This is a genomic window from Nitrosomonas ureae (genome assembly GCF_001455205.1).
In the GTDB taxonomy this organism is placed as follows: Bacteria; Pseudomonadota; Gammaproteobacteria; order Burkholderiales; family Nitrosomonadaceae; genus Nitrosomonas; species Nitrosomonas ureae.
The window spans coordinates 815,533-836,516 of the sequence record NZ_CP013341.1; the positions used below are offsets into that span (position 1 = coordinate 815,533).

A 20,984-nucleotide genomic window follows, 5' to 3' on the forward strand; every position below is an offset into this window, starting at 1 on the left:
ATTTATTCTCTATGCCATTATTTCAACCTGTGTTCCCGCCCTGACTTGATCAAACAGCTCCACCAAATCACTATTGCGCATGCGGATGCATCCGATGGATCCGGGCTCGCCCATTTCCACGCTATCCGGCGTGCCATGTATGTAGATATAACGGCGCATGGTATCCACCGAACCGAAGCGGTTAAAGCCCGGTTCACAGCCGGATAACCATAAAATACGCGTCAGAATCCAATCACGTTTAGGAAATTGCACTGCGAGTTTCGGTGAATAAACTTCGCCGGTTGGACGCCGCTTAACAAAAACCGTATTGACCGGTTGACCGGTTCCAATCTTGGCACGAATGATATGTTTCCCAAGTGGCGTGCAAAAGCTGCCATTCTTTTGCCCTGTGCCGTTCTTTGCCGTGGAAATCAGGTATTGGCGGGTGATTTGCCCCTGTTCATCCATTAAATCCATTTTTTGTTTGGCAATATAGATATTAATTTTCATGTATATTCCGTTGCGCTGCATGACGTCTTTGTGCAAAAAACTGCCTTAACAATGTACCGGATTCAGGCGCCATGATCCCGGCATCGACCAGTAAATGATGATTCAATCGTGTTTCCGCAGGCAAATCCAAAACACTGCCGCAGGCACCGGTTTTAGGGTCTGCAGCAGCATAGACCAGACGCTGGATCCGCGCGTGAAAAATCGCGCCGATGCACATTACGCATGGTTCCAATGTGACATACAACGTGCAGCCCAGCAAACGATAATTAGCCATATGGCCACCGGCATCGCGCATTGCCATGATTTCGGCATGTGCAGTGGGATCAGCGGTAGATATCGGGCGATTATAACCACGCCCGACAATGACACCGTGCTGCACTACTATGGCGCCCACCGGAACTTCGCCGTACTCTTGCGCTTTCTGCGCCAATTCCAAAGCAGCTTGCATGAAATAATTATCTGTCCGGGTATTCATTGAGGCGCATTCAAAATAATTAACAGGTGTGATTTCTTCACATCATGGTTTTTATGCTACATTGCGGTTCCTATTCATAGCAATCACCATTCTCGTCGCTTCAACATGAACATTTTAGCCTCCCGGTTTCTTGAATACTCATGACTACCCAAGTTCACTCACAACTGCGCACCATCCGCGATTTATTACGTTTCGCAATCAGCCAATTCAACAAGACCGGCCTGCATTTTGGCCACGGATCGGCGAATGCGTATGATGAAGCGGCGTATCTTATTCTGAAAAGCTTATATTTACCACTGGATCAGCTGGAATCATTCCTGGATGCGCATGTCACGACGGATGAATGTAACCACGTACTGAAAATAATCGACTCCCGTGTCAAAGACAGAATTCCAGCAGCTTACCTGACGCATGAAGCCTGGCTTGGGGAATATAGCTTTTATGTCGATGAGCGCGTTATCATTCCCCGTTCTTTCATTGCTGAATTATTACCAACACAACTATCTCCATGGATCATGGATCCCGATGCTGTTGCCTCCGCACTCGACCTCTGCACCGGCTCAGGCTGTCTCGCGATTTTAATGGCGCACAGCTTCCCCAATGCCGCGATTGAGGCCGCCGACATTTCCGTTCATGCGCTTGCCGTAGCGCACAAAAATATACAGGATTACGGATTGCAAGAACGAATTAGCCTGATTGAATCCAATCTGTTCTCAGCATTAGAGGAAAAGCGTTACGACCTGATTATCAGCAATCCGCCCTACGTCAACGCTGAATCGATGGCGCAATTACCTCAGGAGTATCGGCATGAGCCGGAAAATGCCCTTGCCAGTGGCGTAGACGGGCTGGATGCAACGCGCCAGATTCTGCAACAAGCCGTCCGGTATTTGACTGACGACGGAATCCTAGTGGTTGAGATCGGGCATAATCGGGCAGCATTGGAGCAAGCCTTTTCAGAATTGCCGTTTACTTGGTTGGAAACCAGCGCAGGAGATGAGTTTGTATTTTTGTTGCAGCGTGATCAGCTATCCCGGTAACCGGGATATTACAACCCCATCTGCTGAGCCGTAATGCACCCATTAAGAATGAAATAACCCAGTATTTTTCACGCCCTGCTCCTTGCAATTATTTAGAGATTAATAAGCAGATTTTTGCCGGGCTGATGCATCCATTCTTATAAAATTTTCTGGACAAGGTTATTTGATTCTGGTATTAAGAAGACGGTCTTTCTCGTTTTGTTTTTGAATGGCCGAAGAGCTGTTTCACTTAACTCATATATCATAGATCTTTAATTTTATAGGAGATAATTGACATGAAATACTCTCTATTAATTGTTGCTACTATTTTCGCTTTCTTTTTAACTGGATGCGGTGATCCGAAGCCAGGCCAATATCCACCAAGCCTCTATGATGGCAATAAGCAAGGGGATTCTCAGTAAATTGTCATTACAAAGAATCTTTTTGAAATTGATGCAACGGCAAGAGGAATTTAACGACGTAACAAACTGTTAAGTTTTTTTGCTGATTATAGGGCCTGGAATTTACACCAGGCCCTATCCAGAGGTAACCATAGTAATTTTACTGGCACAACGATCCTGTATATCCCGGCAAGCAATCGATTACATCAGAAAGCAGAAATTTGCACTTCTACGCAGAAGCTTTGGCACCTAACGTTTCTCCTGAGTATGGCGCGCAACAATTTTCTCACACAAATCACGGGATTCTTTAAATGCTTCCGCTTATAAACAACTCGATTAATTTTTGTGCTTAATCCAATACCGATATTACTACAACATGATGGAAAGAAAAATCCATACCCGTCCGATCGACTTACCCACAGCCGCATAGTATGCTACGCACTTATCCAGTCCGGTCTTTTCCCACCAGCACAGCTGGTCAACTTTTAACCGATATCAACAGCAATACCGGCAAATAACCTGAGTCAATCTGTTATAAATTTTTGCAATTTGTATGTAAGGAACAATCATGAACATCAAAACACGGCTAACCATAAGTTTCTTGGCAGTAGGTTTTCTGATCAGCAATATCGCAATGGCGGAAAAAATCTTACTCAATGTTTCTTACGATCCGACTCGGGAGTTATATCAAGAATTTAATCAGGAATTTGCCCGACACTGGCAAGCAAAAACCAATGAAACCATCACTATCAAGCAATCTCACGGCGGTTCCGGCAAGCAAGCCCGCTCCGTTATTGAAGGATTGGAAGCCGATATCGTATCGTTGGCCTTAGCCAATGATATCAACGCAATCGCAGAAAAAACCCAGTTATTACCGGAAGATTGGCAAAAACGCCTAAGTTATAACAGTACACCCTATACGTCGACCATAATTTTTCTGGTACGCAAAGGCAATCCGAAGGGAATTAAGGATTGGGCAGACCTGGCACATCCGGATGTATCGGTCATTACACCAAACCCGAAAACATCCGGTGGAGCGCAATGGAACTATCTGGCAGCTTGGGAATATGGCAAAAGACGCTATGGCGAAGATAAAGCGAAAGATTTCGTCAGCACTATTTATCGGAATGTTGCAGTATTGGATTCCAGCACACGGGGTTCTACCGCTTCGTTCGTAGAGCGTGAAACGGGAGACGTTTTGATCTCCTGGGAAAATGAAGCCTTTCAAGTACTGAAAGAATACGGCGAGGAAAAATTTGAAATTGTCATCCCCTCTCTGAGTATTCTCGCTGAACCCACTGTGGCATTAATCGACAAAATTGTCGATAAAAAAGGTACACGGGATGCTGCCGAAGCCTATCTCCAGTATCTCTATTCCGATGCAGGGCAAGAAATCGCTGCTAAGCATTTTTTCAGGCCCACCGATGCCAGAGTCGCTGAAAAATATGCAGCACAGTTTCCCAAAATAGAATTATTCAATATCAATGATGCCTTTGGCGACTGGAAGTCGACACACAAAACTCACTTCTCCGATGGCGGTACATTTGATCAAATCTATTTGCAGTAGCTAAGATATTTAATCAACAATAATGCCGGAGCTTATCTTGTTAAAAACATCAACTGTAATGGTCGCATTCATATTCCGGAACTTAATGAATCCATGATCCGGTCTACATTGCTCAAGAAGCTTTATTCGATGAGCGGCTTGTGCAGGATTAGGCCGAATGAAGATTTTGCACAACTCCGGCATGACTTTCGATATAGCGCTGATGTTTCTTTTGCTTAATGGCATCAATATGCACCAGAATTAAGGCATCCACACAATTTGAAAATTTTGGGTCGATATTAAACCCCAGAAACTCGCAACCGCCCGGCTCGCACAGCTCCACATACTGCTTATACAAAACCGGAATTTTCACACCGAGTGCATCCATTTTCTCTTTGAACTTTACATACGCCTGCCTGTATTCCACTTCGTTTGCAACCTGTCTGAATGGCCCAAATTCAACTACCGTATCAAATTCAAATGATAGTCTTGGCAGTGCAAGCTGCATGTCATTGCCAAAAAGCTCTGTATAAAAACTGGCAATCATCTTTTGCGCAGGCTGCGGTAGAGCGGTACTCATCGAAACCGGCCCAACCAGATAGCGAATCTCCGGATGCTGATACAGATAAGCACCAACGCCGTACCAGAGGTAATCCAGACTCCGTTTTCCCTGATATCTGGGTTGAATGAAGCTGCGCCCTAACTCGATCGCCTGTTCGAGATAAGGCATTAAAATCGGGTTAAATTCAAACAGGCTATGCGTATATAAACCTGTTTCCCCCCGCGCTTTAAGAATCTGTACCGCTTCACCGATGCGATAGGAACCAATGATTTCCAGTTCGTCTTCGTCCCATAGAATCAGGTGACGGTAATAACGGTCGTAACTATCGATATCCAACGCATTGCCGGTGCCTTCCTGTACCTGACGGAACGATAATTCACGCAATCGCCCTATTTCCCGCATCACACTGGAATTGGGCATATAATCAAATAAATAAATATGCTTACCATCCTGAGTTTTGCCAATCAGTTGCGATGATTTCAACTCCTTCCGGATCAATTTGGTACGGACAGGATGGATGATATTTTCGATCGGCTTGAATAATTCCTTTTTCTTCTTTTTCCCGAGCCAATAGACTTGCTTGCGCATCAGCTTTGCCGCCGCTTTCTTGGACAAATTCATCGCCGCAATCGATTCCCAAGGAATCGGCTTGCCGACACGAAACAAAATCTCACCGCCCTTTTTATTGAACATTTCGTTAACCAGCATCATCGTCCCGAGGGGTTTGTAAATACTCGATAAGCCGTAAAAAAGGGTGGAATTCTTGCCGCCGATATAAACCGGCACAATGGGCGCCTTGGTTTTCCTGGCTAAGGACAAAAATACGGTATTCCATCTGCCATCACGAATCCCTAGAGGAGAAATGCGCGACACCTCTCCGGTAGGAAACAAGATCACCGCCTGCTCAGATTCCAATGCCTTGATGATCTGACCCATGCTATCGCGATGAGTGGTGGATTGGGACAAATTATCCACGGACAGAAACAAGCTTTGCAGTGGATCAATGCAGTTTAGCAAGGTCGTTGCAATAATTTTTACATCGGTACGGATCTCCGATACCAACTTCAACAACGCCAGTCCGTCCAAAGAGCCTAGCGGATGATTGGCAACGATCAACACCCGACGCTGATCCGGAATGCGCGCACGATCTTTGCTGGATACCTGAAACGAAAAATTAAAATGCTCCAGCACCGCATCGTTAAACTCCAATCCTTCCAAATGCCGGTGTGTTGCAATAAAACGATTGATCTCCTCCTGATGCAGCAATTTCTTCAATATTGAAGAAGCGGCTTTCATCAGCGGTTTATCATTGATTTCATTTGCATGCTGAAAATAGTCTTTCAGTATTGCATCCACATCCAGCATAATCCCGGCTCCGTTTCAGAAATTGGATGCTTTATAGGATAACCAGGTAATGTGACGCGACGATGACAATCGGTTAATAATCAAGGTACACTGCATCATGCACTCAGCCCGCTAGAGGAATGTGTTCCATTTTGTCAATCATAAAACTAATGCTTAACCATTCGAGATTCTCAGCACAGCGATCAAAAGTACGATTGGCAAAAATAAAGGTATTTTGGTTCCCCTGCAGTACGCAATAGTAAGCCAATCGATGATTCTTCTAATGCTGATAACCAATTGGCCGAATTGTATTTACCTGCAATCATTCGCCAGGATATTGCAAGCCAATTTTCTCCCTGATCTGATCCATCGTTTCCATCATAGCTAGCGATTCGGCAAGAGTCATTGTTGGGCTTTCCACCTTACCCTCCCGAATGCATTGACTGACTTCAGCAGCTTCGTATTGATATCCCGCTCTACCCCAAGCGATGCGAGGCAATTTTCTTGAACGCCAGAGAACAGCCAGGCGGGCACGCCAGAACATTGGCATCCAAATCATTCCCTGGGTACCCATAATAAAAGCATTATGCGGTGTGCGTGTTTGAATGGCGCTTGATAGCAAAGCAAGCTGCCCTTGTGGATATTGCAGCATGATACCGGCCTGCTCGTCGACACCCGTTGCACCGAGGGATGCTGACGCTTGAATTTCCGCAGGTCTGGAACCAAAAAGATGGGATGCCAAAGCGATCGGATAAACCCCGACATCCAGTATTGACCCGCCAGCAAGCTCAGGATTAAATAATCTACGCTCGGGTTCCCAAGTTGCCCTGAATCCAAGGTCGGCGCTAAGCATCCGAACTTCCCCGATCAACCCCTCCTTGATCCACTGCATCGCCCGCCTATACGCAGGATTAAATCTCGACCACATGGCTTCCATAAGAAAAAGCCGTTTCTCGCTTGCACAAGCAATCATTTGGCGCACTTCTATCGCGTTCAGTGCGAATGGTTTTTCACATAGCACATGTTTTCCATTTTCCAGACACAGAAGCGTATGGTTCTTGTGGAAATTATGGGTTGTAGCGACGTAGATAACGTCAATGTCCGGATCTCTTGCCAGCGCTTCATACGAGCCATACGCACGGGGAATTCGATGCTTCAACGCAAATGCCTCCGCTCGCCGGGTTGATCGTGCAGCCACAGCAACAATTTCCGTACCCGGAATCTTCCTGAGATCAACAGCAAAGCGGCCAGCCATTTGTCCCGCGCTCAATATACCCCACCGGACCAATGCAACCATAAAAAAACTCCTTTATTTAAAAGACTGGGACGATCCGGTTTTCTTCCCATCGTTGCTGATAATTCTATCGCAATATCATTCAGATAAAATGTTATGTTATCTTATTGATTAGCATGAGTTCTCAATTTGAGATAATTTTTATGGCTGAAAATTGAATATAATCTCAGCCATAAAAATAATATCCGGTTCAGGGAAAAACCTGAAATCTGATGCATCAGTAACTTAAAAAGCCTCTGAGATGTGGATTGCATTGCTGTTCAGTTCAATTCGATTCATTACTTTTAATTTTAAAACAGAGGAACCACTAACCGTGCTTTACCACACAAAAAAAGTCGAGATTAATTTAGGCTATGCATGCAATGCCAAATGCCCTTTTTGCTATTACTACGATTCCGTCATCACAAAATCCAATGAAAACACGCTGACTACAGAGCAAGCGAAAAAACAGCTCAAACAAGCGAAAATGCTTGGAATACAAGAGATAGAGTTTACCGGCGGAGAAGTGACGCTGCGCAAGGATCTGCCCGAATTGATCACATATGCCAAGAAAGAACTCGGCTTTTCCATCGTCTGCCTGATTACCAACGGCATAAGATTAGCCAAGCGAGATTATGTCGCCAATCTCGTGGTTGCAGGTATCGACGACATTTTGTTTAGTATCCATGGTCATGATGCGCCGACTCATGATGATCTGACCAAGGTTCCACGCAGCTTTGACCATATTCTGCAAGCGATGGATCATGCCAATGAATTTGGTTTGAGGGTGCGCACTAACACCGTGGTGTGCAAGACGAATTTTATGCATCTGACTGAAATCATGCGGCTGCTCATTAGAAAGAAAGTCGATAACATCAATTTTGTGATGTTCAATCCGGTCCTGCAGGCAAAGAATATCGATATTGTCAAAGAAGTGTATGTCAATTACGCGGATGCCGGCAGAGAGATCATTAAAGCGATCCAATCGTGCGAAGCCGAGCTCCCGCATTTCAATGTAAGGTACATGCCCTTTTGCTTTCTTCCCGGCTATGAGCAATATGTGACGAACATGGATCAAATGACCTTTGATCCGGACGAATGGGATAATTTCACAAGCTTCCGGATCAGAAAAGGCAGTTTGATTACTTGGCTTTGCCTGATACCCGGCATCCTAAAAATACCGTACCTTCCTTTTGTTGCCCGATACGGTTTCAAGGCCGTATGCACTGCCGCAATCAGCCGATTCTATGTATTCAAGGATAGAATAAAAACCAGAAGCTGCAAAAAGTGCGCGTATGAAAAGGTATGCGATTACCTTTATCGGCATTATCACGATATCTATGGCGAGGCGGACGTAACCCCCATACCCGGGAAAAAAGTGTGTAATCCGGCATGGATTATGAATGCGGCAAAAATTCGCAAGCCGGGTGAATTGCCTAAAAAGATAAACTGAGTCAGAAATGAACCTCGGTGAATTTTTATACCGTATCCGCAGACGGGCATCGCTTGTTGTCATGTGGATTAAGCTATGTACAGGTTATGGCTTACCTTTTAACAAGAGGATCAATCCGGAGAACTATGCGTTTTGCCACAATAAATCACCTTGTCTACCGCAACTTCCCTGGTTTTATGAAGACCTTGAACCATCTAATTTTATTACAAAAAATGACCAGAAAGCGTGCATTATTTCGAATCAAGCAAATCTGACAGTTTCTGTCGACGATCTGTGTTGGCACAAAGCACCTGATACCGGGCGCTCCTGGCCCATCAAATTCTTTGCACGAATCCCTATTGCCCCGGGTAATCCGATCGGGGACATTCAACTTGCTTGGGCCCGTTCCCGGTTGCAAAATTTGGTCATTCTTGGCCTGATCAGCAATCTAACAAATGATCTCCGCATCAAACGCCAAGCTGCCCAATACATGGAAAAAATAATGTTGTCATGGATCGATGCAAATCCATGGCTGAAGGGAGTAAATTATATTTCCACTATGGAATGCGCGCTCAGATTAATCAGTGTCTGCCATGCATTTGATCAGATAAGAAATGAAAAAATCAATCCGCAAGTCTGGCAGGGACTGGTGTATCTTGTGCATAGTCACGCTTATTTCATTCGACGGAGACTTTGCCTCTATTCGTATACCGGAAATCATACTCTCGGAGAGTGCGCGGGACTCGTTTACGCCGGCATTCTCTTTCCCGAACTACCCGACGCAGAAGAATGGCTGGCTGTTGGTTTAACCATCATGGAGCAGGAAGCGAATCTCCAAATTCTGCCGGATGGAGGAAATCGCGAACAATCCTTCCAGTATCTGGCGCTGATTGTTGATCTATGCGGGCTCGTCACCTGCCTGTTAAGACATCATGGCAGATCCCCAGCTGACGGTATAGAGCAGGCCTGGATGCGTGGTAAAAGTTATTTACAAGCATTTGCCTCATCACCCGATAATCTACCCGCAATAGGTGACAGTGACGATGGCTATGCATTGGCGCCGTATCTCCGGCTATCGTGGAAAGATGGCTTTCATGCAGCCGAATTACCAACCGGTTCGCTGCAAATTTTTGCAGCCTCCGGATACTCGAAAATTCCAGGTGCAGCAAATCATGGCGCGATGCGATTCAGTCATGGAAAGCTGGGCTTGGCCAGTACGTTCGGGCATGGGCATGCCGACGCTTTGTCTGTTTGCTGGGATCTGGACGGCAAGCCGATATTAGTCGACCCAGGCACCTATCGGTATGACGGAAATGCGCGTTTCAGGCGTTACTTTCGCGGCACATCCGCCCACAACACAATTGCGGTGGATGATACGGATCAAGCATTGCAAAACGAGAAAACCGCATTTGGCTGGCTAAGCGCATACACCGCAAAATTAATATGGCACAGTGAAAATCTTGACGGCAACACGGTACTTCTGGCCAGTCATGATGGCTATTCTGCTAGCGGAGTTATACACTGGCGGGCACTGATTTATAATGACCAATCCGGAAGGTGGACGATATGGGATCGTATCGATGGCATGGGCGAACATACTCTGGCACTGCACTGGCATGTTGATGCACCTGTCGAAATGACGGATGATGGGATCATCATAGACTGCATGAACCGCTCATGGTTCGTTAGCGTGAAAGGCGGAAAGTCCTGTTTGTATCGTGGGAACGAGCAATTACCCTTGGGCTGGATTTCCAGAAAATATGGTACAAGAGAACCTCTTAACACCCTAAAAACAGAAATTCGCGCTCGTTTGCCCCATGAATTCCTGACGATCATTACCCCGATGCAAGGAAATCAAACCCAGTTTCCTATTGATGACAACTTAATCGATAAGTTACGAAACAAATGCTCGGAATCTTAATTTCAGGTCAGAAAACTCAATAAACAGTTAAGCTCGGGCATTGCGATAAGGCTTTGTGTCATGCCAAATAAATTGACGCACACCACTAAGGAAACACTGAATAATTGCCTGTGCTGCGCCTGCCTTGCATCTCATTCTGCGCGCCAAATTATTCGGCATTTCCTTAATAATTACGCCAACTTATAAAATGCTGGCGCAAAGTTTGAACCACACGGTTACCTACTCCACGATCGCCATATACAGGTGGAAACAGCCGTTGACCCAAGATTTTTTGCGAACATATCTTGTCCCGAATTACTACAGGAGAGAAACCGGCCAACACATTGGCACCCGCTTTAATCGTTTCGGGCCGTTCGGTGTTATTTCGCACCGTCACGCACGGGACACCAAAAATGTAGGCTTCTTCCTGTATGCAGCCACTGTCCGTAATGATGAGTGAGGCAAATTTCTCGTAAGAAAGCGATGCAAAGGGCTCAACTGGATCAATCACCGTTATGCGCGACAAAAGATCAAAGCTGAGTCCATAATTTTTCATAGCCGCCCGTGTCCGCGGATGCATTGGAAAAATCATTGCATCAAACTCATCAGCCAATGTGTTGAGGGTTGTAAAGACATCAACCATTCTTGTACGGCTGTCGGTAAATTCCTTGCGATGCAGGGTAATGTATGCATACGCATCGGTACGCGGCTTAACCAATTCGGCAGAAAAATCATGAATCAAATCTATCGTGGTATTGCCGACATTGAAAATCCGGCCACGCAAATCCGGAATTTTTTTCAAATATTCAGCATGATGTTGCGTATAGGTAAACAAATAATGTGCCGCACTATCGACCATGATGCGGTTGCGCTCTTCATACATGCGATTATCATAAGCCCGCAGACCCGCCTCGACATGCGCCAATCCCACATCAGAATAAACAGCGGCAACGGCACCCACAATTGACGCCGCAGTGTCCCCGTTAACCAAGATCAGATCAATTTTCTGCGTGCGAATAATTTTGCATACCCAATCAATTGCCGCTCCAATACTGTAAGGGTAGGGATAGATAAAATCCGGTATATAACCCATTTTGGCAAATACCACCTCTCGAAGCAGTGGATCCTGATGCTGATTGGTATGTAGAACGACAAAATCCAGATTTGCTTCGCGTAGCGCCTTGACGATGGCATAATTTTTCATGACCTCGGGACGAGTGCCAATGACAATCCCGATCTTCATCGCTCTAGAATGGCTTTGGCAAAAGCTTCCGCGACAACTTGATTTCCCAGCTCATTGAAATGAACGGAATCCACGTAACAGTCGCGATTTAATCCGTTAATCGGCGTGTAATGAATTCTTTTATTTTCGGTTGAGATTTTTCTGATTGCATCATTATATTGATTGCGCCGCTCTACTGTTTCCTTGCGGAAGAAAATATGGCCATCGGGAAAAATGGGGGGGATTTCACCGCAAAATATGGCCTTGTACTTCTTGATCAAAAATGCTCGGACAATCTGCCGGTAATATTCTTCAAAAAGCTCCAGAGGTGTTTCATTTCCCACATCGTTAGTACCTATGAGCACGCATATTTGATAAGTATCACTGATGAATTCAATTTCATTGCTGAGCAGAAACCATAAATCCCGCGCTGTATATCCATTAACGCTTCGATTAATCGTACGCCATTGATAAGGCGTTTGTTGCGTGAGCATTTGAGCCAGATATAACGGATAGCACCCATAAGTCCGCGCACCAAAGGTTTGACTATCCCCAATGCACAGCAGATTCTGATAATGCATATTACATTTTCCCTAATTATCTAATACTTACCAAGATTGCAATGGACTTAATTGTTGATGAGTATCTGAAAAAATGACGAGAAGGCGAATACATAAATTTGACATCCACCTTTCTCTGGAAGGGAAAAATTTCTTGGCTTTCGGGTGAATAGGTATAGATTTGTTTTCATTAATTTTTTGCTTTGCAGGATTCTTCCAATCACAATAAATTACATTAATAAATAAAAAGCAATGAATTCTTTTCCGAATCCGGATGTACCGGATTTTACTTTACTTATCGGTTCTTCGATACCCGGCATTTAAAACACTGATGCTATGCCACCCTAGTTATGGACACTAATTCAGATTTTAACAAAATTCGAAACATGCCATTGCTTGATCACATTCATCAACCATACCGAATCATCCAGCGGCAGATCATGTCCTGCCGTTTCATGTTGCGCGTAATCTGCGCCCCAAGCTTGCGCCAGTTTCAGACTACAGCGATAATCCACCAGGCGATCACCCCGGCTGGTTACAACGAGTAGCGGTTGTTGCGGTTTAGTGGAAATGGAAAACTTTACGGCAGCAAGGAACTGGTTTCTGCCGCTTGCCTTGGATACCGGATATTGCTGTTGCCACTGCTGCCAGAATTCCAGGAGTGTGTTGTCATGGTGATGACGGTTTGAAGTCAACTTCAGAATATCCGCTTCCTTTTGCGCTGCAGAATGAAGAATCATGCGCAGAACATGCGGATAGGCCGTCCAGCGCAGGCGATGATAAAATGGCGATAATGGTCTTGCGCTGGTGTTGATCAGCACCGTACCTTCAACTTCATCAGGGTAGCGCGTCATCCAATCAATCGCAATCATTCCGCCCATGGAAAGTGAAATTAGCTTCACTGGTTGACTACTGCCTGTTTGTTGACGCAATGCCTCAGTTATCCCGGCAATGGTTCTCGGACTGGTTTCATGATGGCGCAGGCCATTGCCCGGAATATCGGGCGTGCTGATGATGGCATCGGGAAAGTGGTGTTGCAGATCGGTAATAAACTTCCCCCAATGCCTGGCTTCCCGCAATAACCCGCGTATCAGCACAAAATGCTCACGATCTTTCATGCATACCAATGCGTCAACGCTTGCTGCTCCAGTTCCTTCGCATCACTGCTATTAATCCAACTTTGATACGAGAGCGTTGCATGCAACAAGAATTCCATTAGAATCAGATGACTTCTTAGCACCCGGCTAAGTCGATGCGGCTTGATCGGATGATACAGGCCTAGCAATTGACGCAGCTGTAACGGATTCTTGCGAATCCAGCGCCATGAGCCCATTTCCAGCGTCAATGGCAGAAACACATTATCATTCTCGAGTGACTTCATATATAAAAAATCCCATAAATCGCCATGTACCAGATAATGCTGCGATTGCGGCTCAAACAAGTAGTCCTGATGGGGATAGGTCTGCATAAACAGTTTGCGCAGATAGCACACTTCCTTTAAATGCTTGATCGGCTCCAGCTTGCTTCGTGCATAAGGAAACCAAATCCGGTTACGAAAACCGAAGCCGGAATGACAGTCGAGCACCACGCTGAACGGTGTCGGCAAAACTTCTTTTGCGATAAAATCACACAACGCCTGCGCCTCGGGTTGCATCGAATCATTCGCTTTTCCACGATACCACGGTAGAACAGAAGAAATCCGATGCCCTCCGGCAAGTAAAATGGTTTTTTCCTGACTATCCACCGGCGCATTACGCATTAAATCGACTCCTTGGCCATTCGCACGGGTTTTATTCAGCATTCCAATCGGATTAACAATGGGCAGAAAATGAATGCGCACCCGCTGCAGAATCTCAGCCAGTACCCGATCCCACTTCAGGCGTTCCAGCAGACCCTCAAGAAAAGCAATGACCACTTGCGTGCCGATGCGCTCCAAACCGTGAACACCGGCAACAAACGTTACACACGGCATATCCGCTTCGCGATTACCGAGTGTCAGTGCATATACCGGCAGCTCGTCATTGTCGTGCGACACCCGACAAAGTATCTGGCTGTGCAAATACATCGCATTATCCTCTTGCAAAATGGCTTCTACTTGTTCCAGCTCGGGAAATGATTGTTTAATCATGGATGGAGTGCGCATCTTCTATGGATTGAGTGCCAGCAGAATCTTGACACGACAAAAGATAAATCTTACTTGAATCTTTTCCTTTGCTGCAAAGAATCGATACAAGAATCACTGTGCCTTTCTTTTTTCACAAAGAATTCATCAATATTTCATAAATGCGTCAAGGAAACTTAACAATGCCGCTTTATGCTGGGCGCCATCACTCATTCACTTAAAAGGTATTTATGATCAAGCATCAGACTCCTATCAAGGTGAGAAGCGTTTGGATCTCCGATGTGCATCTCGGATTTCGCGGTTGTCAGGCGGAAGCCCTGCTGCATTTCCTGCATTCGGTTGAAACCGACTATCTGTATTTGGTTGGAGATATCGTCGATTTCTGGAGTCTCAGGAAAAATCCGTTCTGGCCTCAGCACCATACCAACGTGATCCGCTCCATTCTGGGCAAAGCCAAGCATGGCACCAAAGTAATTTATATACCGGGTAATCACGATGAAGCTTTGCGCGATTGCACCGGGCATGTATTCGGTAATGTGGAAATCCATCAGGATTATGTGCACACCACAACCGATGGCAAGAAGTTACTTGTCATGCACGGTGACGAGTTTGACATGATTGTAAGAAATAGCCGCTGGCTCGCCAAGCTGGGCAATATCGCCTACGACACCTTGCTTGATCTCAACCACTATATCAATGGCTTGCGTAAATTCCTGGGTTACTCTTATTGGTCTCTTGCGGCCTATCTGAAGTTAAAGGTAAAAAACGCGGTCAGTTATATCAGCAGCTTTGAAGATGCCCTGGCGCATCTGGCCAAGGATCGCGGTGTTGATGGGGTAGTGTGCGGCCACATTCATCATGCCGAATTGCGGGAAATCAATTCGGTGTTGTACTGTAACGATGGTGATTGGGTAGAAAGTTGCTCCACCCTGTTGGAACATCTCGATGGATCATTGGAATTGGTTTTTTGGTCCGAGCGATTCGAGCAATACAAAAATCACCTGGAAGAAGAATTACTGGCTGGCAAAAATGCAGCTTAAACCCATTTGAAAGACTTACCGCACTCAAAGACTGTTTTAAGCCTGGATGGCGGCGGCAGTCATCTGCTCATTCAACTCAGCGTCCTGGCCTGCCTGGAAAATGATACCGGCACATCAACCTACGACTTATTCGATCTGATTGCCGGATCGTCGTCAGGTGGATTGATGACTTGTTTGATCTTGGGGCATCGCTGGAGCGCTCATCGCATCATTGAAAAAATTTTGCATGAAAAATTACTGGAAAAAATAATGGCCAAGCACCACTTCAGCCGTTTGATGAGTAAACTGCAAATCCGCCCCAAGTATCAAGGCATTCCAAAAAAACTGACGTTGCAGAAAGAATTGGGCAATCTAAGGCTATCATCGCTCGACAAGCAACTCTTCATTCCCTGTTTCAATCTCAATCAGGATCAATTGGAAATTTTTACCAATGACAGTCAACCGGATTTCCTGCTAAGCGAAATCGCCGATGCCTGCACCGCCGCCCCTTCGTATTATCCGCCGGTGCTATTGCAAGATGGCGGTTGGCGCATCGATGGCGGTATCGGGATGAATAACCCCGGCCTAAGCGCGTATCTTTACGCCCAGAAATGCTGGAATCAAAACCCGATCAAAATGCTATCCATTGGATCCGGCTGGCGCAGCTTCATAGTTAACGGCACAAAGGCCTGCAAATATGGTGGCTTGCAATGGTCAGCGCAAGGCATCGCTTCGATCATCCTCAGGGAAAAAATGTTAGCCAATGTCAGAACGACTACGGAAATTTTAGGTAACCAAGTGCTGTACATCAATCATTACCTGAAAGATTATGACATGCCCGATCAGATGGATTCAGCTAACAATAAAATTATCCAGAAAAAAGCTTTGGACATCGGAAAGCGCTGGTATGCCCTGCACCGGGAGCAGATTCATCAATGGCTGAAAGATCAATAGCTGTCAATGATTGGGCCATTGATAACCGCAGAAGCGATTCACGCCTGACCCGCACATCTCATGCCAGATTTAACTGTCACAAAACAACCAACAAATGGTCATTGTATTGTCATAGTCAGCCGCTAGACTGCACAGCGATCCAGTGAATAGTTCATGATATTGAATTCACTGCAAAAGACTAACCCATATCACAAGCGACCATGAAAATATTTTACGGAATCCAGGGAACAGGGAATGGCCATATTACACGCGGGAGGATTATGGCCAGGGAATTACAAGCTGCCAATCTGGAGGTTACTTATCAATTCAGCGGTAGACCGTGGGACAAATTTTTTGATATGGAAGTTTTCAATGGTTATCAATGGCGCCAAGGATTAACTTTCATCACGGAAAAAGGAAAAATTGATCATTTAAAAACCGTGTGGCATTCAAAACCCTTACGCTTTTTTAATGACATCAGGGAACTGGATTTGAGCAGTTATGATTTGGTCATCTGTGACTATGAACCGGTCACCGCTTGGGCTGCACGGCGGCAAAACAAAAAAACTATTGGCATCAGCCATCAATACGCGTTTCATTACAACATACCTCGTGCTGGCAATGATCCGGTCTCTGAAACCATCATGCAAAATTTCGCCCCGGTCGATACCCGCATCGGCCTGCATTGGCATCATTTTCATCAACCCTTGTTACCACCGGTGATCGAAACGCCTTATGTGCCGCAACAAATTCAGAAAAACAAAATCATCGTCTACTTGCCTTTTGAAGATCAGCAGCAAGTCATGTCAATATTAGCGCCTTTCAAATCATTTGATTTCTTGTTGTACTCCCCGGAAGTTATGGCTTCCGTGCATGCGCATATCCACTGCAATCCCTTATCGTTGCAGGGCTTTCAGAAAGATTTATCGGATTGCGCAGGCATTATTTGCAACGCAGGTTTTGAGTTAGCCAGCGAATCACTGCAGCTCGGCAAGAAAATCCTGGTCAAACCTCTGCATGCGCAAATGGAACAAGCTTCAAATGCCCTGGCTTTGCAAACATTAGGTTACGGACGAATGATGCCTATCATGGACGCAGCAATCATTGAACAATGGTTACATGAGACCCGCGCCATCCGTGTAACTTTCCCCAATACAGCCAGATATTTGGTGCAATGGATCAAGGACGGTATGCCACAGATCGATCAATCATGGTGCAATCGGATTTGGTCCGAGGTTAAGGTTATTCCCGTTGAAATACCATAAATTCTAACCGACTTGAATTCACTACATTTATGAACGCCAGTCTCCTGTTTAAGCCTAGCCCACTGATTATAAGAATACCCTCGCCGGAAAAGATCCTGATTATTTACAACCCGATATCCAGTGCCGGTAACACGGAAGCACTCGCAAACAAACTGGACAAGGAATTAACGCTTCACGGAAAAATCGTTGAAGTATTAACATCCGAGAAAAAAACCAAGGGCTATACCCGCATCACGGAAAAAATTGCTGCCAATGATCTGATCGTGATCGTAGGCGGGGATGGAACCATCAGAAAGCTGCTGGATTTGATTAATAAAACGAATACGCCCATTTACGCCATCCCGGGGGGCAATGAATCGTTATTCGCACGCTCTTACGAAATGACTACCAAGCCCGATGATTTGATTCAAGCAATCAATTCAGGAACATGCTTACAACAATTTTATGGTTTGATCAGCGGTAAAGGAATTAAGGGCGGCAAGCCTTTTTTCCATATGGCTTCGATGGGATTGGATTCGCTAACTGTCAAAAATATCGGCAAGCGCAAAGGCCCTCTGAATGATTCAATTTATATCTGGCATGGACTCAAAGCCTTGTGCTCCTTGCATCATCCCACAGTCTCAGCGAGCGTTGACGGTCAGCCCGTCATTGATCACGAATCCGGATATGTGATCGTCGCCAATAACTCAGCTTACGCCAGAAACTTACAACTCGTCCCCGCCGCCAATCCTTCCAGAAGCGAGCTAATTCTCGGCTTTCTACCCGGAGCACGACATCAGCACGAGCTGGTTAAAGCAATGAAAATTCTACAACGTAAGCCCGCCAAACTACCCATGCGGTATTTCTCAGGAAAGAATATTTCCTGTACGTTGCATGAGAAATCCTATCCATTACAAGTTGATGGCGATTATTTCCGCAATCGCGATATTGAAGCTGAAAAAACAATCGAGTTTAGCGCCAGCCTAAAGCCCATAAGGGTATTGATTCCACCTTTTTTCAGTACCAGCTGCCTCTCAAACTGAATCAAGGGCGTCCATATATGCCTTCAACTGAAATTCTCGATTCGGTTCAGTAAGTCCACTCCCCACCCCGGGAGGTGAAAAATGAACTTACTGCTCCAAAATTTTTATCTATCCTTAACTTCCGATCACTCCGCCATCATCCTTAGTAATCACTATTACCGAAGAACGAGGTTTTGAGACTGATGACCCTGTATAGGTTGTTGGCCCATTGTAACCATTATCCGGCCACGCGGAATTGTCGGTAAAATCGATCTTCCAATCTTCGCCTGGGTGCTGAATGCCTACAAACATCGTCTTACCATCAGGCGTTGTAATAACACCGGTTACCTCACAATTGGGCGGACTGGTAAGAAAACGCTTGGTTTCACCGGTGGATGAGTCTGCGCACATCATCACATTACCGCCGATGTTCACCCAATCTCCACTGGCATCACCTGCCTGATCCGTCTGAATCCATAAACGTCCCTCCTTATCGAACCACAGACCGTCAGGCGCGCCATAATCATCTCCATTGATATTGCCCACATAACCATCATGACCGGTAGAATCATAACTGCTGCCCAAACTTTTGACGTTAGCCTTATCACCGCATTGTGCAAAAATGTCCCATTTAAAAGTAGTGGCAGTCACGCGCCTTCTGTCTTCCCGCCAGCGAATAATCTGACCGAAATCATTATCAGGACGCGGGTTGGCAGCATCCACCGGGGGATTGGCGCTACCTGCACTACCGGTTCCATCCCTATTATTGCCTGAGACAGGGGTATTACCACGACGGCTATTGTTGGTAAGCGTCATGTAGATGTCGCCGGTGATAGGATGGACAGCACCCCATTCGGGGCGATCCATCATGGTGGCGCCCAAACGATCGGCTGCCTGGCGCGTCTTGATGAGTACTTCCGCCTGATCGGCAAAACCATTCTTGCGCGTCAACCCATTCTTGCCCCATATCAGGGGCAGCCACTGACCACTGCCATCGGCATTAAATTTTGCTACATACAATGTGCCATAATCAAGCATATCCCGATTCTCAGCATAGCCCTCCCGATTAAATTTTTTGTCGCAAACGAACTTATAAATATATTCATTTCTTTCATCATCTCCCATGTAGAAAGCAACACGATCCTTATGATCGATCACAACCTGTGCACTTTCATGCTTCATTCTACCCATGGCAGTGCGCTTGATCGGCTTGCTCTTCGGATCCCACGGATCAATCTCCACTACCCACCCAAAACGATTCGGCTCATTGGGATGCAGATCTGCACGAAAACGTTCGTCAACTTCGTGCCAACGATAGCCGAAACCTCCTTTAACCACGCCGTATCGAAGTTGATTCTGAATAATTCTAAGCTTATGTTCTGGATCCGACTCTCCTGCCACCTCTCCGGTTTCATTGGAGAAATAACCATTCCAGTTTTCTTCACAAGTCAGATAAGTACCCCAGGGCGTATAACCATGAGCACAATTGTTGAGTGTGCCGAGAACCCAGCTACCGTGAGGATCGGCCGCCGTTTTCATTAATGTGTGTCCGGCAGCAGTACCACTTATCTTGCATAGGGTATTTCCCGTGATACGGCGATTTAAACGTGAATGCCGATTAACTCGCCACTGATGATGTTCCTTATCAATCGTAACTATATTGATGCCATGGGCAGCTTGTTGAGCGCGAACCATATCGAGCGTAATCGCAGTTGTGGCGTAATTGGCTGCGGGAACAATATTATTCACCAGAGGCGGATCACAATATTCACTATTGGTAACCAACAATCCACGTTTATTGCCAAACGGCCCGGGAAAAGGAAAATAGTGCATACCGTCCGTGTGTGCGCCATAGCAATGCAATTGAGTTGATTCATCCAGGGCACTCACCGTGTCCCAGTGAGGTTCAGGCGTCAACGAATCCCCCCATGAAACCAAGATTCTGGCTGAATAACCTGTCGGCACCGTCACGCCATCCGTCATAGGTGCCGTATTGGCACTGACCGGTGTAAAGCCTATTGTTCCAAGGGGATTCAGGCTATGTGACACTTCGGCACCATTTAATATTTCGCCGATCGCCGCAGTACTGAGTACGGATAAAGCGGTCACGGTTGCTGTAGCACCCGCAGAAACCATAAGAAAATCACGGCGTGTAAGTTTTTGTTGCTCAACAATCTCTTGCAGCGTTCTGTTACCACTGTCATTACGGGTAACATCGCTAGGATTAAGTCTTCCATCCGGATGAAGTTTGCTGCTCATATCTTGTTCTCCCTGTCTTTTTAAAGGTATCAAAAATACCTTTCACTTTAATCCTCGGAAGTGACAGCTCTATAACAGCCAAATTAAGAGTTAATGACAAATGAATTACATGTTGAGAACTTATACAATGCCTGATAAGTACTTAAATGCCGAATGTTGTGACAA

General features: G+C 45.7%; 18 protein-coding genes. 9 read left to right on the forward strand and 9 right to left on the reverse strand.

Going from position 1 to position 20,984, the window contains the following annotated elements; translation table 11 throughout:
• Window positions 1-9: 9 nt before the first annotated feature.
• Together ATY38_RS03880 and tadA are read right to left on the reverse strand one after the other, a co-directional pair.
• The gene (locus tag ATY38_RS03880) at window positions 10-489 is read right to left on the reverse strand and encodes a L,D-transpeptidase (RefSeq protein ID WP_062558146.1); all 480 of its coding nucleotides are present in this window, start codon (window positions 487-489) and stop codon (window positions 10-12) included.
• Window positions 479-964 (reverse strand): tRNA adenosine(34) deaminase TadA, encoded by a 486-nt coding sequence (gene tadA, locus ATY38_RS03885; protein ID WP_062558147.1) that lies wholly within the window; start codon window positions 962-964, stop codon window positions 479-481. Before tadA ends, ATY38_RS03880 begins: the two co-directional genes overlap by 11 nt.
• Window positions 965-1,104: 140 nt before the next feature.
• On the opposite strand from tadA, the gene prmB reads away from it, so the two are divergent.
• Together prmB and ATY38_RS03895 are read left to right on the forward strand one after the other, a co-directional pair.
• Complete coding sequence (gene prmB, locus ATY38_RS03890) at window positions 1,105-2,001, forward strand: 50S ribosomal protein L3 N(5)-glutamine methyltransferase (RefSeq protein ID WP_062558148.1); 897 nt, start codon at window positions 1,105-1,107, stop codon at window positions 1,999-2,001.
• Window positions 2,002-2,949: 948 nt separating this feature from the next.
• The gene (locus ATY38_RS03895) at window positions 2,950-3,948 is read left to right on the forward strand and encodes a sulfate ABC transporter substrate-binding protein (protein ID WP_062558149.1); all 999 of its coding nucleotides are present in this window, start codon (window positions 2,950-2,952) and stop codon (window positions 3,946-3,948) included.
• Window positions 3,949-4,096: 148 nt separating this feature from the next.
• Here the strand turns inward: ATY38_RS03895 and olsF are convergent, their stop codons facing one another.
• Together olsF and ATY38_RS03905 are read right to left on the reverse strand one after the other, a co-directional pair.
• On the reverse strand, window positions 4,097-5,854 hold the full coding sequence (gene olsF, locus ATY38_RS03900) for a bifunctional ornithine lipid synthase OlsF (RefSeq protein ID WP_062558150.1): 1,758 nt from the start codon (window positions 5,852-5,854) through the stop codon (window positions 4,097-4,099).
• Between the two features lie 301 nt (window positions 5,855-6,155).
• A complete protein-coding gene (locus tag ATY38_RS03905) occupies window positions 6,156-7,130 on the reverse strand; it encodes a Gfo/Idh/MocA family protein (protein WP_062558151.1) in 975 nt (324 codons plus the stop codon).
• A 310-nt stretch (window positions 7,131-7,440) separates the two neighbouring features.
• Here ATY38_RS03905 and ATY38_RS03910 point away from each other — a divergent pair, with 310 nt between their 5' ends.
• Together ATY38_RS03910 and ATY38_RS03915 are read left to right on the forward strand one after the other, a co-directional pair.
• Window positions 7,441-8,559: a radical SAM protein gene (locus ATY38_RS03910; protein WP_158441756.1), complete on the forward strand. Its 1,119-nt coding sequence runs from the start codon at window positions 7,441-7,443 to the stop codon at window positions 8,557-8,559.
• A 7-nt stretch (window positions 8,560-8,566) separates the two neighbouring features.
• Window positions 8,567-10,459, forward strand: a complete 1,893-nt coding sequence (locus ATY38_RS03915) for a heparinase II/III family protein (protein WP_062558153.1) — start codon at window positions 8,567-8,569, stop codon at window positions 10,457-10,459.
• A 163-nt stretch (window positions 10,460-10,622) separates the two neighbouring features.
• Here ATY38_RS03915 and wecB read toward each other — a convergent pair whose 3' ends face one another.
• The 4 genes from wecB to ATY38_RS03935 form a co-directional block, all read right to left on the reverse strand.
• A complete protein-coding gene (wecB, locus tag ATY38_RS03920) occupies window positions 10,623-11,681 on the reverse strand; it encodes a non-hydrolyzing UDP-N-acetylglucosamine 2-epimerase (RefSeq protein WP_062558154.1) in 1,059 nt (352 codons plus the stop codon).
• A complete protein-coding gene (locus ATY38_RS03925) occupies window positions 11,678-12,241 on the reverse strand; it encodes an SGNH/GDSL hydrolase family protein (protein ID WP_062558155.1) in 564 nt (187 codons plus the stop codon). The genes wecB and ATY38_RS03925 overlap by 4 nt, the downstream gene beginning before the upstream one ends.
• A gap of 341 nt (window positions 12,242-12,582) precedes the next feature.
• The gene (locus tag ATY38_RS03930) at window positions 12,583-13,338 is read right to left on the reverse strand and encodes an alpha/beta fold hydrolase (RefSeq protein ID WP_062558156.1); all 756 of its coding nucleotides are present in this window, start codon (window positions 13,336-13,338) and stop codon (window positions 12,583-12,585) included.
• Window positions 13,335-14,348 carry a M14 family zinc carboxypeptidase gene (locus tag ATY38_RS03935; protein ID WP_235590384.1) on the reverse strand — a complete coding sequence of 338 codons (1,014 nt, stop codon included), beginning with the start codon at window positions 14,346-14,348 and terminating at the stop codon, window positions 13,335-13,337. The genes ATY38_RS03930 and ATY38_RS03935 overlap by 4 nt, the downstream gene beginning before the upstream one ends.
• Window positions 14,349-14,572: 224 nt before the next feature.
• Here ATY38_RS03935 and ATY38_RS03940 point away from each other — a divergent pair, with 224 nt between their 5' ends.
• Genes ATY38_RS03940 through ATY38_RS03955 form a run of 5 tightly spaced genes read left to right on the forward strand, consistent with a single transcriptional unit; the run spans window position 14,573 to window position 18,581 of the window.
• Window positions 14,573-15,382, forward strand: coding sequence for a UDP-2,3-diacylglucosamine diphosphatase (locus ATY38_RS03940; RefSeq protein WP_062558158.1), 810 nt, complete (start codon window positions 14,573-14,575; stop codon window positions 15,380-15,382).
• Between the two features lie 6 nt (window positions 15,383-15,388).
• On the forward strand, window positions 15,389-16,315 hold the full coding sequence (locus ATY38_RS03945) for a patatin-like phospholipase family protein (RefSeq protein WP_062558159.1): 927 nt from the start codon (window positions 15,389-15,391) through the stop codon (window positions 16,313-16,315).
• Entirely contained in the window at window positions 16,297-16,461 is a 165-nt protein-coding gene (locus tag ATY38_RS16025; RefSeq protein WP_158441757.1) for a hypothetical protein, read from the forward strand. Before ATY38_RS03945 ends, ATY38_RS16025 begins: the two co-directional genes overlap by 19 nt.
• A 54-nt stretch (window positions 16,462-16,515) precedes the next feature.
• Complete coding sequence (locus ATY38_RS03950) at window positions 16,516-17,559, forward strand: MJ1255/VC2487 family glycosyltransferase (protein ID WP_062558160.1); 1,044 nt, start codon at window positions 16,516-16,518, stop codon at window positions 17,557-17,559.
• Window positions 17,560-17,588: 29 nt separating this feature from the next.
• Window positions 17,589-18,581: a diacylglycerol/lipid kinase family protein gene (locus tag ATY38_RS03955; protein WP_062558161.1), complete on the forward strand. Its 993-nt coding sequence runs from the start codon at window positions 17,589-17,591 to the stop codon at window positions 18,579-18,581.
• 114 nt (window positions 18,582-18,695) lie between these two features.
• Here the strand turns inward: ATY38_RS03955 and ATY38_RS03960 are convergent, their stop codons facing one another.
• Window positions 18,696-20,819, reverse strand: a complete 2,124-nt coding sequence (locus ATY38_RS03960) for a PhoX family protein (RefSeq protein ID WP_062558162.1) — start codon at window positions 20,817-20,819, stop codon at window positions 18,696-18,698.
• Window positions 20,820-20,984: the final 165 nt, after the last annotated feature.